Source organism: Variovorax sp. Root318D1, from assembly GCF_001424835.1.
GTDB lineage: Bacteria > Pseudomonadota > Gammaproteobacteria > Burkholderiales > Burkholderiaceae_C > Variovorax.
Map to the genome: position 1 here is coordinate 136,007 of NZ_LMCQ01000012.1, position 15,746 is coordinate 151,752.

A 15,746-nucleotide genomic window follows, 5' to 3' on the forward strand; every position below is an offset into this window, starting at 1 on the left:
GGAGCGAGTACCCTGCGCCTCTTTTGGATGGAGAAAAAAGACGATGCGCACCCAACACTACGCCCTTGCCGCGACGGCCGCCCTCTGCCTTGCAGCCTGCGGCAGCACCGGCCCCGGTTCGTCGCAGAAGCTGCTGACGCTGGACGGCCAGCCGCCTCTGGTCATCGCGCACCGCGGCGCTTCGGGCGTGCTGCCGGAGCAGACGCTCGAGTCCTATGCGCGCGCCATCGAGCTCGGTGCCGACGTGATCGAGATGGACCTTGTCTCCACCAAGGACGGCGTGCTCATCGCCCGCCACGATCCCAACCTGGCCATCAGCACCGACGTGGCCAAGCACCCCCGCTTCGCCTCGCGCAAGAAGACCATCAAGGTCGACGGCGAAACCCAGACCGGCTGGTTCAGCAACGACTTCACGCTGGCCGAGATCAAGACGCTGGGCGGCATTTCGACCGACGCCGAGCGGCCGCAGGAATTCAACGGCAAGTTCAAGGTCGTGACCTTCCAGGAGATCATCGACTTCGCCAAGGCCAAGTCGAAGGAAAGCGGCCGCACCATCGCGATCTATCCCGAGACCAAGAACCCGACCTACTTCCGCGAGCTCGGCCTGCCGATGGAAGACAAGGTGGTCGCGGCCGTCAACGCCGCGGGCTGGAACAGCAAGACCGCGCCCATCTATGTGCAGTCTTTCGAGCCGGGCAGCCTCAAGTACATGAAGAGCAAGGGCCTCAATACCCGGCTCATCCAGCTGATCGACGGCGACAGCGTCGACCTGAAGTCCGGCGCCGTGACCTTTGCAGTGCCGAGCGATCGCCCTTACGACTGGACCAAGGCCGGGGACAAGCGCAACTTCGACGCCATGGTCACCCCCGCGGGCCTGGCCGAAATCAAGACCTATGCAGATGGCATCGGCCCGTGGAAGCGCTACATCGTGAGCGTCAAGGGCACCATCGGCGCCGACGGCAAACCGGTGGACGTCAACAAGGACGGCAAGATCAACGACGCCGACGCGACCTCCATCGCGCCCACCACGCTCGTTGCCGATGCGCACAAGGCGGGGCTGTTCGTGCACCCGTTTACCTTCCGCAACGAGTCGCGACGCCTCGCGGCCGACTACGGCAACGCCGGCAAGAACGAATACGCGGTGTATTACAAGCTGGGTGTTGACGGCGTGTTCACCGACTTCACCGACACCGCACTGGCCGCGCGCGCCGACTACCTGAAGAGCATCGGCCGCTGACCGGGTTCTTGAACGCAGCCTGAGGGTTTGCCCGGCACAGTCTTTGCGGCGGTTTCCGCAAAGCCTAGACTGTGCCCCATGAAACTCATCGATTCGCTCGTCACGCAGGCGGCCGGCATCGCCGCCGTCCGACGTGACCTCCACGCCCATCCCGAACTCTGCTTCCAGGAAGTCCGCACCGCCGATGTGGTGGCAGGCAAGCTCACGGAGTGGGGCATTCCCATCCACCGCGGCCTGGGCACCACCGGCGTGGTGGGCATCGTCAAGAACGGCACCAGCAACCGCGCCGTCGGCCTGCGTGCCGACATGGACGCGCTGCCCGTCACCGAGCTCAACACCTTCGCCCACGCCAGCAAGCACCACGGCAAGATGCACGCTTGCGGGCACGACGGCCACACCGCCATGCTGCTGGCCGCGGCGCAGCACCTGGCCAAGAACCGCAATTTCGACGGCACGGTCTACCTGATCTTCCAGCCGGCCGAAGAGGGCGGCGGCGGCGCGCGCGAGATGATCAAGGAAGGCCTCTTCGAGCAGTTCCCCATGGACGCCGTGTTCGGCATGCACAACTGGCCCGGCATGAAGGCCGGCCAGTTCGCGGTGAGCCCGGGTCCGGTCATGGCGTCGGGCAACAAGTTCTACATCAACGTCATGGGCAAGGGCGGCCACGCCGCGCTGCCGCAGACCGGCATCGACCCGGTGCCGATCGCCTGCGAGATCGTGCAGGCCTTCCAGACCATTGTCACGCGCAAGATGAAGCCGACCGACTCGGCCGTGATCTCGGTCACCACCATCCATGCGGGCGAAGCCAACAACGTGATCCCGGACAACTGCGAGCTGACGGGCACGGTGCGCACCTTCTCCATTGAGGTGCTCGACCTGATTGAATCGCGCATGAAGAAGATTGCCGAGCACATTTGCGCCGCGCACGACGCGACCTGCGACTTCCGCTTCGAGCGCTACTACCCGCCCACCATCAACACCGAGGCCGAGGCCAACTTTGCGCGCCGCGTGATGGGTGCCATCGTCGGGCCGGAGAACGTGCTGCGGCAGGAAGCCGCCATGACCTCGGAAGACTTCGCCTTCATGCTGCAGGCCAAGCCCGGCGCTTACGCCTTCATCGGCAACGGCGACGGCTCGCACCGCGACGTGCACCACGGCGAAGGGCCGTGCACGCTGCACAACGCGAGCTATGACTTCAACGACGACCTGATTCCCCTGGGCGCCACCTGCTGGGTGCAACTGGCCGAGCAGTTCCTGAAACCGGGGGGAGGCGCACCTTGATCGGCATCGGCGAGGCGTTTGCGCCCCGCTATGCGCAGGCGCGCCAGAAGTTCCTGCAGGCCTGCGTGAGCGCAGGCCTCACGGTCGAACCGCATGCGCACCCCGGCAAGGGGCAGGTCGGCGAAGAACTCTCGATGGACGTGGCGCTCGACGGCGCCGCCAATGCGGAACGCCTGCTGATCGTCTCCAGTGCCTGCCATGGTGTCGAAGGCCATTGCGGCAGCGGCGTGCAGGTGTTTGCCCTGCACGATGCCGAATGGCGCGAGAAAGCCAAGGCACAAGGTGTTGCGGTGCTCTATGTGCACGCGCTCAATCCGCACGGCTTTTCGTACGGACGGCGCGTCACGCACGAAGGCGTCGACCTGAACCGCAATTTCGTCGATTTTTCGAAACCGCTTCCTGCCAACGAAGCCTACGCCAAGCTGCATTCGCTGCTGCTGCCTGACACCTGGCCGCCGACGCCGGACAACCAGGCGGCCTTGGAGAAGTGGATCGGCAAGCACGGGGTCGCCGCGTTCCAGGTCGCCGTGAGCGGTGGGCAATATCAATTCGACGACGGGCTGTTCTTCGGGGGCAAGACCGAGACGTGGGGCAACAAGACGCTGCGCGGCGTGCTGCGCCGCCATGCAGGCAGTGCCCGTCGGCTCGGCTGGATCGACCTGCACACCGGGCTCGGCCCGAACGGCATCGGCGAGCGCATCTTCGCCGGCCGGGACGACAAAGGAGCCTATGCCCGCGCCAACGATTGGTGGGGCACGCCCGCGGCGCCGGTCACGTCGACCTACGACGGCTCCTCCACCTCGGCCCTGCTGTGCGGCCTGATGTGCGAAGCGGTGTACCAGGAGTGCCCTGCGGCCGAGTACACCGGCATTGCGCTCGAGTACGGCACGCTGCCGATGCTGGACGTGCTGAACGCCCTGCGCGCCGATCACTGGCTGCACAAGCACCCCGAAGCACCGGCCGACTTGGCCGACGGCATCCGGGCGCGGATGCGCGAGGCCTTTTATACAGACACCGATGCCTGGCGCGGCCAGGTCGTCAGCCAGGCCCGCCAGGCCATGTTCCAGGCCGTAGACGGACTGGGCGGCTGACGCCGGAGCGGCTGGATCAGGTCCTGACCCGGCCGTCGGCCGTGATCATCGACAGTTCGACGAACTTCGATGCCACGTGGTTCTTGGCCGAGAACGACACCTCGAAGCCCCCGAACTGCTGTCGGTCAATGCTCTCGAGCCCTGCGATGAGGCTGTCGCGCGTGGCCTTGCCCGGCGCGCGGCGCAGGCCTTCGGTCAGCACCTTGGCGGCCAGGTAGCCTTCCAGGCTCGAGAAATTGGCGCTGGCGCCGGCGCCCGCTTTTTTCACCGCGTCGCTGAACTCGCGCGTGATCGCATTGGCCGGGTTGTAGGGCGAAGGCACCACCTGCGTCACCATCACGCCCGCACCATCCTTGCCCACTTCGTCGGCCAGCGCCTGGGTGCCCACGAAGGACACGTTGAAGAAGGTGCCGCCATAGCCCGCCTTGCGTGCCTGGCGAATGAAGGCCGCACATGCCTTGTAGGCGCCCACCTGGACGACCGCGTCAGGCTTGGCCGCCACGATGGTTTTCACCGCGGCCGCCACGTCGACCGAATTGCGCTCCACCGTGGCCAGCGCCAACGGCTTCAGGTCCTGCTGCGAGAGCGCCAGCGTCACACCGTCGAGCCCGGCCTTGCCGTACGCATCGTTCTGGTAGAAAACGGCGATCTTTTTCAGGTGGAGGTGGGTGAGCTGCTTCACGATGAGCGCGGTCTCGTCGTTGTACGAAGCGCGCAGGTGGAACACGTTCTTGTGGAATGGCTCGCGCAGCGACATCGCGCCAGTGAACGGCGCAATGAAAGGCACTTTGTCTTTCACCGCCAGCGGCAGCGCCGCCAAGCTGGTGGGCGTACCGATGTAGCCGAAGAGCGCGAACACGTCCTCTTCAATGAGCTTCTGCGTGTTGGCCGCGCAGCGGTCGGGCTCGTAGCCGTCGTCCAGGTTCTTGATCACCACCTGGCGGCGGCCGGACTGCGCGTTGTACTGGTCCAGGAACAGCTTGGCGCCCTGGTGAAACTGAATCCCCAGCTGAGCGGCCGGCCCGGTGAAAGGTGCCGACTGCCCCAGCACGAGTGGCGTCTCGCCCTGTGCCCTGGCCAGCTGGAAGCCGCCCAGCGCCGCCGCGCCAGTGGCCACTGAAAAATGTCTGCGATTCATCATGGTGAAAACCTCTTTTGCGCGCTGCGCGCGCCAAACCTGGAAAACTTTAGACTTGCCGGATGGTCGATGCCCCGGTCCCCACAACAGCTGTTCTCCCCACTCCCGCGTCCATGGTCCTGGGCGCGTGTCCGCACGACTGCCCCGATACCTGCGCCCTGGTCACGACAGTCCAGGACGGCGTGGCCGTGAAGCTCCAGGGCAATCCGGCCCATTCGCACACGGCTGGCGTTCTTTGCACCAAGGTCTCGCGATACATCGAGCGCAACGACCATGCCGATCGGCTCGTCCAGCCCCTGAAGCGGTCCGGGCCCAAGGGCAGCGGCCGCTTCGAACCCGTGAGCTGGGAGGCCGCGCTTGACGACATCGCCGCGCAACTTCGCGCATTGCAGACAAATCCAGACACAATTGTGCCTTATAGTTACGCTGGCACGATGGGTTTGGTCCAGGGCGAGTCGATGGACCGTCGTTTTTTCCACAAGTTGGGCGCTTCGCTGCTGGACCGCACGATTTGCTCCATGGCGGGCGGCGAGGCCATGGTCCACACGCTGGGCGCCAAGGTCGGCATGCGGATCGAGTTTTTCGCCGAGGCGAAGCTGATCCTGATCTGGGGCAGCAACTCCATTGCCAGCAATCTGCATTTCTGGCGCCATGCACAGGCCGCCAAGCGCGCGGGCGCGCGGCTGGTGTGCATCGATCCGCGCAAGACCGAAACGGCCGACAAGTGCGACGAGCACATCGCTCTGCTGCCCGGCACCGACGCCGCGCTGGCGCTGGCGCTGATGCACGAACTCATCGTGCACGACTGGCTCGACCACGCCTACATTGCCGACCACACCCTGGGTTGGGAGCAGCTGCGCGAACGCGCACTGCAATGGCCGCCCGCGCGCGCCGCCGCCGTGTGCGGCGTGCCCGAGGCGCAGATCGTGGCGCTGGCAGAGGCCTACGGCACCACCAAACCGGCCGCGATCCGCTTGAACTACGGCATGCAGCGCGTGCGCGGCGGCGGCAACGCGGCCCGCGCCATTGCCTGCCTGCCCGCGCTGGCAGGGGCCTGGCGCCATCGTGCGGGCGGGATCCTCTTGAGCAGCTCGGGCCACTTCCCGGCCGACCGCGCCGCGCTGCAGCGGCCCGACCTCCTTGCGGGCCGAAAGCCGCGCACCGTGAACATGAGCACCATCGGCGATGCGCTGCTGGACGACGCCAAGCCGGTGAAGGCCATCGTGGTCTACAACAGCAACCCGGTCGCGGTGGCGCCCGAGTCGGGCAAGGTGGTGGCGGGCTTCGCGCGCGAAGACCTCTTCACGGTGGTGCTGGAGCAGTTCCGCACCGACACCGCCGACTACGCCGACTACCTGCTGCCCGCCACCACCCAGCTGGAGCACTGGGACATTCACTGCAGCTACGGCCACACCGACGTGCTGCTGAACCGTCCCGCGGTCGCGCCGCGCGGCGAGGCGCGCAGCAACGCCTGGGTGTTTCGCGAATTGGCGCGCCGCATGGGCTTCGACGAGCCCTGCTTCCTGGACGACGACGAGACGCTGTGCCGCAGCGCGTTTGCGCCCGGCGTGATCGACTACGAGCAACTGCAGGCGCAGGGTTTTGCCAGCCTGAAGCTGCCCGAAGCACCCTTTGCCGACGGCCACTTTCCCACCCCCTCGGGCCGCTGCGAATTCTTCAGCGAGCGGCTTCAGGCGCAAGGCATGGACGGACTGCCCGACCATGTGCCCAACTATGAAGCGGCAGGCAGCTCCGACGAGTTTCCGCTGGCCATGATCTCGCCGCCGGCACGCAACTTTCTCAATTCGACTTTCGTCAACGTGACCAGCCTGCGCGCCATCGAAGGCGAGCCGCTGCTCGAGATCCACGAGGCCGATGCGGCGGCGCGCGGCATCGAGAACGGCGCCACCGTGCGCGTCTTCAACCGCCGGGGCGAGCACCGCTGCCGCGCCGAGGTCTCGCGCCGTGCGCGGCCGGGCGTGGTGCACGGCATGGGCATCTGGTGGCGCAAGCTCGGCATGGACGGCACCAACGTCAACCAGCTCACCAGCCAGCGCCTCACCGACATCGGCCGCGGCCCGACCTTCTACGACTGCCTGGTGCAGGTGGAGCGTCTCGCTCCTTCGCCCGCGGGGGGCGGGCAGGGGTGAGGGCAGCGCCGGCATTCACGGCAGCGGCCGCCCTGTTGCTGCTCGGCGGCTGCGCCGACCTGGGCTACTACTGGCAATCGGCCAGCGGCCACATCGGGATCATGCGGGCCGCCAAGCCGGTGCCCGACTGGCTCTCGGACCCGGCTGTTTCCGAGCCGCTCAAGGCCAAGCTCGAACTCACGCAGCGCATCCGGCGTTTTGCCGTGGCCGAGCTGGCGTTGCCCGACAACCCCAGCTACAAGTCGTACGCCGACCTGCGCCGACCCGCGGCGGTGTGGAATGTAGTGGCCGCGCCGCCGTACTCGCTCACGCTCAAGAACTGGTGCTTTCCGGTGGCGGGCTGCGTGGGCTACCGCGGCTACTACGACGAGGCCGCGGCCAGGGCCGAAGCCGAGGCGCAGCGCGGCAAGGGCATGGAAACGGCCGTGTACCCGGTGCCCGCATATTCCACCCTGGGCTGGATGAACTGGGCTGGCGGTGATCCGCTGCTTTCCACTTTCATCGGCTATCCCGAAGGCGAGCTGGCGCGCATCGTGTTTCACGAGCTCGCGCACCAGGTGCTCTACGTGCCCGGCGACACGGTCTTCAACGAATCGTATGCCACCGCGGTGGAGCGCATTGGCGGTGCGTTGTGGCTGCAGCGCGAAGCCAGCGACGAGGCGCGCAGCGAGTACGCGCGCTTCGACGGACAGCGCCGGCAGTTTCGCGTCCTGGCGCTGGACACGCGCCGTGCGCTGAACCGGGCCTACGAATCGAAGGAGGCCAAGGCGGGCGATTGGGCGGCGGTCGACGCCATGAAGAAAGCGGCCATGGACGATTTCCGCGAACGCTACGCAAGGCTTCGCGCAGAATGGCAGGGCCCGCGTCAAGGCGCCTACGATGGCTGGGTTGCCCGCGCGAACAATGCCGCCTTTGGAGCCCAGGCTGCCTACGACGACCTGGTGCCCGCTTTCGAGGCGCTGTTCGAACGAGAGAACCGCAACTGGACACGCTTCTACAAGGAGGTCCGCCGCATCGCCGCATTGCCGACGACCGAAGAGCGGCGGAACGCATTGCAAACGGCCACCGGAATCCAGCAGACGAATTCCAGCCACAACAAAAACGGAGATCACGGTGCCTGACATCCTTATCGAACGAAAGCACGCGCTGGGCATTGCCAGCGCCCGCGAGGTCGCACGCCAGTGGATCCAGCAGGTGGAGCAGGACTACGGCCTGGAATGCTCCTACACGGAGGGCAAGGACCGCGACCTTGCGCAGTTCAGCCGCGCGGGCATCGACGGCACGGTCGAGGTCACGGCCCACACCTTCAAGCTGGAGGCCACGCTGGGTTTCCTGTTCGCCAGCTTCAGCCAGCAGATCGAGCAGAAGATCTCGCGCAACCTCGATGCGCTGCTCGAAGCTCCCAAAGGCGGCACCCGCTTCGCCTGAGCGCTTTGACCGAGCGATGGTGAAGCCGCCGTGCGGCACACTCTCGCGCCATGACAAACGCCTCTTCTTCTCCTGCCGCTCCGGCCGCGGCAGGACCACTGGCCGGCCTCAAGGTTGTCGAGCTCGGGCAACTGATCGCCGGCCCTTTTGCGGCGCGCACGCTGGCCGATTTCGGCGCCGAGGTGGTCAAGATCGAGCCGCCCGGCGCGGGCGATCCGCTGCGCACCTGGCGGCTGCTGAAGGACGGCACCTCGGTCTGGTGGCAGGTGCAGTCGCGCAACAAGCGTTCGCTCGCGCTCGACCTGCGCCAGCCCGAAGCGCAGGCCATCGTGCGGCAGCTGGCCGCCGAGGCCGACGTGCTGATCGAGAACTTCCGCCCTGGCGCAATGGAAGGCTGGGGCCTCGGTCCTGACGAACTGCTGGCCGCCAACCCCGCGCTCGTGATGCTGCGCATCAGCGGCTACGGCCAGACCGGTCCCTACCGCGACCGTCCAGGCTTCGGCGTGGTCGCCGAGGCCATGGGCGGACTGCGCCACCTCACGGGCGAGCCCGGCCGCGTGCCGGTGCGCGTGGGCGTGTCCATCGGCGACACGCTGGCGTCGCTGCATGGCGTGATCGGCGTGCTGATGGCCATGCAGCACCGCCATGCCACGGTGAGCGCCGAATATCCGAAAGGCCGCGGGCAAGTCGTGGACGTGGCGCTCTACGAGGCCGTCTTCAACTGCATGGAAAGCCTGCTACCGGAGCACAGCGCGTTTGGCGTGGTGCGCGAGGCGGCCGGCAGCGCGCTGCCCGGCATCGCGCCGACCAATGCCTACCGCTGCGCGGACGGCGGCTATGCCATCGTGGCGGGCAATGGCGACAGCATTTTTCGCCGGCTCATGGCTTGCATCGGCCGGCCCGACCTCGCGGCCGATCCTGCGCTGGCCGGCAACGCGGGCAGGGTGGCGCAGGTGGAAATGCTCGATGCCGCCATCGGCGACTGGACCGCGCAGCGCACGGTGGACGAGGTGCTGGCTGCGCTCGACGCAGCCCAGGTGCCGGCCGGCCGCATCTACACCATCGCCGACATTGCGGCCGATCCGCACTACGCCGCGCGGGGCATGCTGCAGCAGGTGCGCATGTCCGACGGCAGCGCGCTGGCGGTGCCCGGCTTCGTGCCCAAGCTGTCGCTCACGCCGGCCAGCCACCGGCACAACGCGCCCGCGCTGGGCGCGGACACCGATGCCGTCTTGAAAGAGATCGGCCTCAGCGCCGAGCAGATCGCCGCGCTGCATGCGCGCGGCATCGTCGGCTGAGTGACAGGATGGGAGGGGTCAGCTCCGAAGAGATTCGATCAGGTCGATGTACTTCTGCTTGGCCTCGTCGGCGCCGAGGCCCTTTTGCGCGGTCCAGGCGTCCCACTTGGCGCGCGCGACGATGTCGCTGAAGCTGGGCTTCTTGGCGGTGTTGTCGCCTTCGGTGGCCTGCTTGAAGAGGCCGTAGATCTTGAGGAGCGTGGGATTGTCGGGGCGCTCCGCCAGAAGCTTGGAGTTGGCCTGGGCGGCTTCGAATTGGGCGTTGAGGTCGGACATGGCGGTCAAAGAAAGAATTGAAAAGCGAACGGTACGCATCTTAAAGTGCGCGGTACCCGGCAGTACCGATCGCGCCCCCTCGAAGGCCGAGCCTCAGTCCGACAACCCCGCCCGCGCCAGCTCCACGTCGAGCCGTTCCTTCGCATCCGCGGGCTGCAGTGCCGCAGCTTGCTCGTACAGCAGCGTGGCTTCGCGCAGGTACGCGTCGCCGTGCAGCATGAGCAGCGCGCGGCCGTATTCCATCAGGGCGCCGGGCGAATGGGGATGCAGCTCGATCCCGCGCTCGAACAGCTCGATCGACATCTCGGCGCGCACGCCGTATGTCATGCGGCCGACCAGTGCGCCCACCTTGTCGATCACCTCGGCATGGAAGGCGGCCAGCGCAATGTGCGCGTCGGCATGGTCCGGCTGCAGTTCGATCACCCGTTCGAGTGCGCCCTTGAGTTTGCTGCCGAGGCCCTGCGCCAGCGCGCGCGCCACGCTGATGCCCTGGCTGTAGCGGCCGAGCGCGTAGGCCTGCCAGTAGAGCGCATGGCAGTTGTCGGGCTCGGCGGCGGCTTGGTCGGCGGCCCGTTCGATGACTTGGCGAAACATCGAAAGCCGGACCGCTTCGCGCGGCTCGAGGTAGTTGGCATAGATGGCCGTGGACTGGTTGGCCAGCACCAGGCCCTCCGAGCCATGCCTCAGGCCCAGGGTGGCGGCACGCTCGAACTCGCCGCTGTGGTACAGCGCCCAGCCATCCGCCAGCGGGTGTCCCTCGGCCGGCGGCGGCAAGGCGTGGCCGGCGTGCAGCCGCGGCCAATCAAGAAGCAGGCTCTGCGCGTCGAAGCGCGGCACGTCGAAATAGGGCAGCGGCGTCCAAGGGTCTGCTGTCGCGGCAACCGGGCTGGCGGACAACAGCGAGAGCGGCTTGAAGTCTGAATGGGACATGGTCTAGGACTGGGCTGCCAAGTCGACTGGGGCGGCCGGAGGCGGCGGCGCGCTGTTTGAATCATCGCCGCTGTAGGCATGGCTCAGTGTCAGCAAATGCCGCCGCTGTTCGTGGCCCAGATAGGGCGCGAGCAGGTGCAGCGTGTGCTGGCCGCCGCGCATCAGGGCCCCTTGGGCATGGGCCGGCTCCAGCGCCTCGCGCGGGTTGCGCACGTATTCGTAGCTGAGCCAATAGGTCAGCACCACCACCATGCTCTGGGCGAGCGTGTCGACTTCGTGGGCGTCGATTTCCAGGTGTCCGGCCCGGCTCAGCCCCGCGATGAGTACGCGGATGGCACGGGCCTTGTTCTTGAGCACGAGCTGGAACTGGGTTTCGAGATGCCGGTTCTTGCTCAGCAGATCGTTCAGGTCGCGGTACAGAAAGCGGTAGCGCCAGATCAGCTCGAACAGGCTGTGCATGAAGAACCAGGCGTCTTCCACATCGTGCACGCCTTCGCTGGCATGCAGGAGCTCGTTGAGCTCGGCCTCGTAGCCTTCGTAGAGCTTGTTGATCAGCTCTTCCTTGGCGGGGTAGTGGTAGTAGAGATTGCCGGGACTGATGTTGAGCTCGCCCGCCACGAGCGTGGTGGAAACATTCGGCTCGCCGAAGCGGTTGAACAGCTCCAGCGCGGCTTCGAGAATGCGTTGCGCTGTGCGGCGTGGCGCCTTCTTGGCCATGTCAGTCCCCGTTTGTCTTTTGGGGACACTCTAGCGTATGTGCACTGCACCACAAACCGGGCAGGGCCATGTTTTTGCGACGGCACCGTGGTGCGCCATCGCAAAAGGATGATCGGAGTGGCGCTCAGCCGGCCTTGGTGCTGCGCCGAACGGTCTTCTTGGCGGCCGTCGCCGCGGGTGCCGCGCTGCGGCCAGCCGTCTTGCGGCTCGCGGCGCGGGCCGGAGCGGCGCTCGCCTTGCCCTGCATGCGCTGCAGTTCGGCCTCGAGTGCCGCCACGCGCGCCTGCAGCGCGGCATGGTCTGCGGCCGAAGGCATCCCGAGCTTCTCGAGGGCGCGCGCCACGCGCTCTTCGAAGATGTTCTCGAGCTTGCCCCACTGGCCCGCTGCCTTGGTGCCGAATTCGCTGGCAAAGCCTGCCATGCGCGTTTGCGCCTGGGTCAGCGTTTCTTCGGCGGCTGCCTGGGTCTTTTTCTGCATGCCGGCGCCGTCTTTCACCAGTGCCTCGAAAGCCTTGCTGCCTTCTTGCTGCATCTTGGCGAAGGCGCCGAGCCCCGCCAGCCAGATCTGCTGCGCGGAATCCTTGATACGGTCGGAGCCCTTGTTGCCGTGATCGTCGTCCTGGGTAGCCATGCGGATGTTCCTGTGAAAACTATCGGGCTACTTTAGCGGCTCAGCGCCCTTCCCGTTAGAGCTTCATGTCTACGAATGGAACCCCCGTGGGGGGCGGCACGCCCCTAGACCTTGCCGGCAGCCCGGCTCGCTTCCAGGTGGGTCTTGGCCCGCTCGGCCAGCGCCATTTCACCTGGCGTGCCGGGCACGAAGGGCTGCACCGGCAGCGGCCGGCCGTGCGAATCGACCGAGACGAAGACGATCAGGCATTCAGTCGTCTTGTCCATGGTGCCGCCCTTCATGTCGCCGCTGCGCACCTCGACCGAGATGTTCATGCTGGTGGTGCCGGTATAGGCCAGCCGGGCCTCGACCTCGACCAGGTCGCCGATCATGATCGGGTGGTGAAAGCGGATGCTGCCGATGAAGGCCGTCACGCAATACCGCTTGGCCCAGCTGGTGGCGCAGGCGTAGCCGGCTTCGTCGATCCATTTCATGACGGTGCCGCCATGGACCTTGCCGCCGAAGTTGACGGTGCTGGGCTCGGCCAGAAAACGAAGGGTGATGGAAGACATGCGCCGCCTTTTTTCGTGGGCTGATGGGTGAGAACCCCAATTATGCGAGCGACCGGCCCCGGGGCGGCGCGCCGCCGGTCGCCACGGCACGCACGTTCAGCCGCCGCCGACGAAAAGTTCGGCCAGCGTGAGCCGAAGCCAGGCGTTGCCGGCGTCGGCATGGAAGCGCTCGTGCCAGTGCTGCTTCACGGCATAGGCCGGCAGCTCGAAGGGCGGCTCCAGCAGCTTCACCGGTTCCTGCGTGGCCAGCACCTTGCCGAGGATGCTGGGCACGATCACGATGAGTTCGGTGTGCGCCACGATGCGCGCCACGCTCAGGAAGCTCGAAAGACTGGTCACCACGTTGCGCTTCACGCCCAACCGGGCGATGGTCTTGTCGACGATGGCATGGCCCGTGCCCGACGAAGCCACCACCGCATGCGCCTCGGCCTCGAAGCGCTTGCGCGTGAGCCGCTCGCCAATGCGCGGATGGTTGCGTGCCGCCAGGCAGACGAAGTCCTGCATGAAAAGCGTCTGCTGGTAGAAGCCAGCGTCCAGCTGCGGCATGAAGCCCACCGCCAGGTCGACCGCGCCTTCCTCCAGGCGGCGTGCGCTCTCGGTGGAAATGATCTCGGTCTCGATGCGCACCCCCGGCGCCGCATGCCGCAGATGGCCGAGCAGGCCCGGCAGCAGCACCACTTCGCTGATGTCGGTCATGCAGATGCGAAAGCTGCGCGCCGCGGTGGCGGGGTCGAAGCTGGCGCGCCCGCCCTTGGCGCGGTTCAGCCGGTCGAGGATTTCCTGCACCAGCGGCTGGATCTGCCGCGCATAGGGCGTCGGCTCCATGCCGCGGGAGGTGCGCACGAACAGCTGGTCGCCGAAATGCGTGCGCAGCCGGGCCAGCGCGGTGCTGGCCGCCGACTGCGAAATGCCGAGCCGCTCGGCCGCGCTCGACACATTGGCCGTCTTGTGGACCTCGTCGAAAACCAGCAGCCATTCCAGATCGAGCTGGGCCATGAAACACCTCCCGTCCGTGTGCCGCCACCATTATCAAGAAATGCGATCGAAGCTATCGCCATGGCCCCGTTGCGCCAATAGTAGTACCGGCGGAAGATCGCTGTTTCCCGGAGACAACGGCCACGCGAGGGCCGGAACCGCCATGAAGCCCAACGCCCAGACAACCCCAACGCCAGCGCCTGCCAACGCCGCGGAGCGCCGCGGCTACTATGAGCGCATTCGCCCGCTGAACCTCACGCCGCTGTGGGAGTCGCTGCACGCCCTGGTGCCGCGCGAGCCCACCACGCCCTGCGTGCCGGCGCTGTGGCGCTATGACGAGATCCGCCCGCTGCTGATGGAATCGGCCGACCTCATAACTGCCGAGGAAGCGGTGCGCCGCGTGCTGGTGCTCGAAAACCCCGCACTGCCCGGCAACTCGTCGATCACGCAGTCGATCTACGCCGGCCTGCAGCTCATCATGCCGGGCGAGGTGGCGCCCTCGCATCGCCACGTGCAGTCGGCGCTGCGCTTCATCGTCGACGGCAAGGGCGCCTACACCACGGTGGGCGGCGAGCGCACCACCATGTACCCGGGCGACTTCATCATCACGCCGTCCTGGGCCTGGCACGACCACGGCAACGAGGGCGTCGGCGGCACGGCGGAGCCGGTGGTCTGGCTCGACGGGCTGGACATTCCGATGCTGCGCTTCTTCGACGCCGGCTTTGCCGAGAACGACGACGCCAAGGTGCAGCACGTGGCGCGCCCCGAGGGCAATAGCCTCGCGCGCTTCGGCCACAACATGGTGCCGGTGCGCCACGACCATGTGTCGCCCACCTCGCCGATCTTCAACTACCCCTATGCCCGCAGCCGCGAGGCGCTGGCCCTGCTGCAGAAGCAGGAAGCGCCCGATGCCTGGCTGGGCCACAAGCTGCGCTACATCAACCCGCTGACCGGTGGTGCGCCGATGCCCACCATCGGCACCCAACTGCAGTTGCTGCCCAACGGATTTGCGGGCAAGACGCACCGCGCCACCGACGGCACCGTCTACAGCGTGGTCGAAGGCCGCGGCAGCGCCGACATCGCGGGCCAGCGCTTCGAGTTCGGCCCGCGCGACACCTTCGTCGTGCCTTCGTGGGCGCCGCTGCGTCTCTCGGCACCCGGCCAAGACGTGGTGCTTTTCAGCTTCTCCGACCGTCCGGTGCAACAGGCGATGGGCATCCTGCGCGAAGCCTTCCTCGACGAGGCCTGAGAGCCGGCCGGACTTTTTTCTTTTCTTGCTTTGCATTGACCCTGTGCCGCCGCGCGCGGCAGGAGCCTTCATGTCCTTCGTCTTCACGCCTCCTTCCATCGTCGGCCTGCCCATTGCCGATTCGAGCGACTTGTTCCCGGTGCGCCGGGTCTACTGCGTGGGCCGCAACTACGCGGCGCATGCGCGCGAGATGGGCTTCGACCCCGACCGCGAGCCGCCGTTCTTCTTCTGCAAGCCCAACGACGACGCCTCCGTGGTGCCCGTGGCCGAAGGCGAAACCGGCGCCATTCCGTACCCGCCGCTCACGAGCAACTACCACTACGAAGCCGAGCTGGTGGTCGCCATCGGCAAGGGTGGCAAGGACATCGCGGTGGAGCAGGCGGCCAGCCACATCCACGGCTATGCCGTGGGCCTGGACATGACGCGCCGCGACCTGCAGATCAAGATGCGCGAGCAGGGCCGTCCATGGGAAATCGGCAAGGCCTTCGACTTCTCGGCGCCCATCGCCCCGCTGCGCACGCTCGCCGACGTGGGCGAGCTCGCTGCCGGCGCCATCACGCTAGAAGTCGACGGCCAGGTGCGCCAGAACAGCGACATCACGCACCTGATCTGGTCCGTCAACGAGGTGATCGCCAATCTCTCGACGCTCTTCACGCTGCAGCCCGGCGACCTGATCTTCACGGGCACGCCCGAAGGCGTGGGTGCGGTGAAGCCGGGGCAGACCCTCAAGGTCAGCATCGACAAGCTCCCCTCGCTCACCGTGCGAATCGACTGATCGAGCATTGCGCAGAGGC

At 66.8% G+C, this 15,746-nt stretch carries 16 protein-coding genes; 9 read left to right on the forward strand and 7 right to left on the reverse strand.

Annotation, left to right across the window (positions count from 1 at the left end):
- Positions 1–43 precede the first annotated feature (43 nt).
- The 3 genes from ASC78_RS10890 (at position 44) to ASC78_RS10900 (ending at position 3,609) form a co-directional block, all read left to right on the forward strand.
- Positions 44–1,237, forward strand: coding sequence for a glycerophosphodiester phosphodiesterase (locus tag ASC78_RS10890; protein WP_055800614.1), 1,194 nt, complete (start codon positions 44–46; stop codon positions 1,235–1,237).
- A 78-nt stretch (positions 1,238–1,315) separates the two neighbouring features.
- Positions 1,316–2,518: a M20 aminoacylase family protein gene (locus ASC78_RS10895; RefSeq protein WP_055800615.1), complete on the forward strand. Its 1,203-nt coding sequence runs from the start codon at positions 1,316–1,318 to the stop codon at positions 2,516–2,518.
- Positions 2,515–3,609 carry a M14 family metallopeptidase gene (locus tag ASC78_RS10900; RefSeq protein ID WP_055800619.1) on the forward strand — a complete coding sequence of 365 codons (1,095 nt, stop codon included), beginning with the start codon at positions 2,515–2,517 and terminating at the stop codon, positions 3,607–3,609. The genes ASC78_RS10895 and ASC78_RS10900 overlap by 4 nt, the downstream gene beginning before the upstream one ends.
- Before the next feature lie 16 nt (positions 3,610–3,625).
- On the opposite strand, the gene ASC78_RS10905 is transcribed toward ASC78_RS10900, so the two are convergent.
- Positions 3,626–4,750, reverse strand: a complete 1,125-nt coding sequence (locus ASC78_RS10905) for an ABC transporter substrate-binding protein (protein ID WP_055800622.1) — start codon at positions 4,748–4,750, stop codon at positions 3,626–3,628.
- 59 nt (positions 4,751–4,809) lie between these two features.
- Here ASC78_RS10905 and ASC78_RS10910 point away from each other — a divergent pair, with 59 nt between their 5' ends.
- Genes ASC78_RS10910 through ASC78_RS10925 form a run of 4 tightly spaced genes read left to right on the forward strand, consistent with a single transcriptional unit; the run spans position 4,810 to position 9,623 of the window.
- Positions 4,810–6,897, forward strand: a complete 2,088-nt coding sequence (locus ASC78_RS10910) for a molybdopterin-containing oxidoreductase family protein (protein ID WP_055800626.1) — start codon at positions 4,810–4,812, stop codon at positions 6,895–6,897.
- Entirely contained in the window at positions 6,894–8,018 is a 1,125-nt protein-coding gene (locus ASC78_RS10915) for an aminopeptidase (RefSeq protein WP_055800629.1), read from the forward strand. Before ASC78_RS10910 ends, ASC78_RS10915 begins: the two co-directional genes overlap by 4 nt.
- Positions 8,011–8,325, forward strand: coding sequence for a polyhydroxyalkanoic acid system family protein (locus ASC78_RS10920; RefSeq protein WP_055800632.1), 315 nt, complete (start codon positions 8,011–8,013; stop codon positions 8,323–8,325). Before ASC78_RS10915 ends, ASC78_RS10920 begins: the two co-directional genes overlap by 8 nt.
- Before the next feature lie 50 nt (positions 8,326–8,375).
- On the forward strand, positions 8,376–9,623 hold the full coding sequence (locus ASC78_RS10925) for a CaiB/BaiF CoA transferase family protein (protein WP_055800633.1): 1,248 nt from the start codon (positions 8,376–8,378) through the stop codon (positions 9,621–9,623).
- 18 nt (positions 9,624–9,641) lie between these two features.
- On the opposite strand, the gene ASC78_RS10930 is transcribed toward ASC78_RS10925, so the two are convergent.
- The 6 genes from ASC78_RS10930 to ASC78_RS10955 form a co-directional block, all read right to left on the reverse strand.
- On the reverse strand, positions 9,642–9,899 hold the full coding sequence (locus ASC78_RS10930) for an acyl-CoA-binding protein (protein WP_055800636.1): 258 nt from the start codon (positions 9,897–9,899) through the stop codon (positions 9,642–9,644).
- 93 nt (positions 9,900–9,992) lie between these two features.
- Positions 9,993–10,829 (reverse strand): hypothetical protein, encoded by an 837-nt coding sequence (locus tag ASC78_RS10935; protein ID WP_082517499.1) that lies wholly within the window; start codon positions 10,827–10,829, stop codon positions 9,993–9,995.
- A 3-nt stretch (positions 10,830–10,832) separates the two neighbouring features.
- The gene (locus ASC78_RS10940; RefSeq protein ID WP_055800639.1) at positions 10,833–11,546 is read right to left on the reverse strand and encodes a TetR/AcrR family transcriptional regulator; all 714 of its coding nucleotides are present in this window, start codon (positions 11,544–11,546) and stop codon (positions 10,833–10,835) included.
- Between the two features lie 124 nt (positions 11,547–11,670).
- Positions 11,671–12,177: a phasin family protein gene (locus tag ASC78_RS10945; protein ID WP_055800641.1), complete on the reverse strand. Its 507-nt coding sequence runs from the start codon at positions 12,175–12,177 to the stop codon at positions 11,671–11,673.
- Between the two features lie 104 nt (positions 12,178–12,281).
- Entirely contained in the window at positions 12,282–12,728 is a 447-nt protein-coding gene (locus ASC78_RS10950; RefSeq protein ID WP_055800644.1) for an acyl-CoA thioesterase, read from the reverse strand.
- A 96-nt stretch (positions 12,729–12,824) separates the two neighbouring features.
- Positions 12,825–13,724 (reverse strand): LysR family transcriptional regulator, encoded by a 900-nt coding sequence (locus ASC78_RS10955; protein WP_055800647.1) that lies wholly within the window; start codon positions 13,722–13,724, stop codon positions 12,825–12,827.
- Positions 13,725–13,866: 142 nt separating this feature from the next.
- Here ASC78_RS10955 and gtdA point away from each other — a divergent pair, with 142 nt between their 5' ends.
- Positions 13,867–14,952 (forward strand): gentisate 1,2-dioxygenase, encoded by a 1,086-nt coding sequence (gene gtdA / locus ASC78_RS10960; protein ID WP_055800651.1) that lies wholly within the window; start codon positions 13,867–13,869, stop codon positions 14,950–14,952.
- A 70-nt stretch (positions 14,953–15,022) separates the two neighbouring features.
- Positions 15,023–15,727 (forward strand): fumarylacetoacetate hydrolase family protein, encoded by a 705-nt coding sequence (locus tag ASC78_RS10965; RefSeq protein WP_055802046.1) that lies wholly within the window; start codon positions 15,023–15,025, stop codon positions 15,725–15,727.
- Positions 15,728–15,746: the final 19 nt, after the last annotated feature.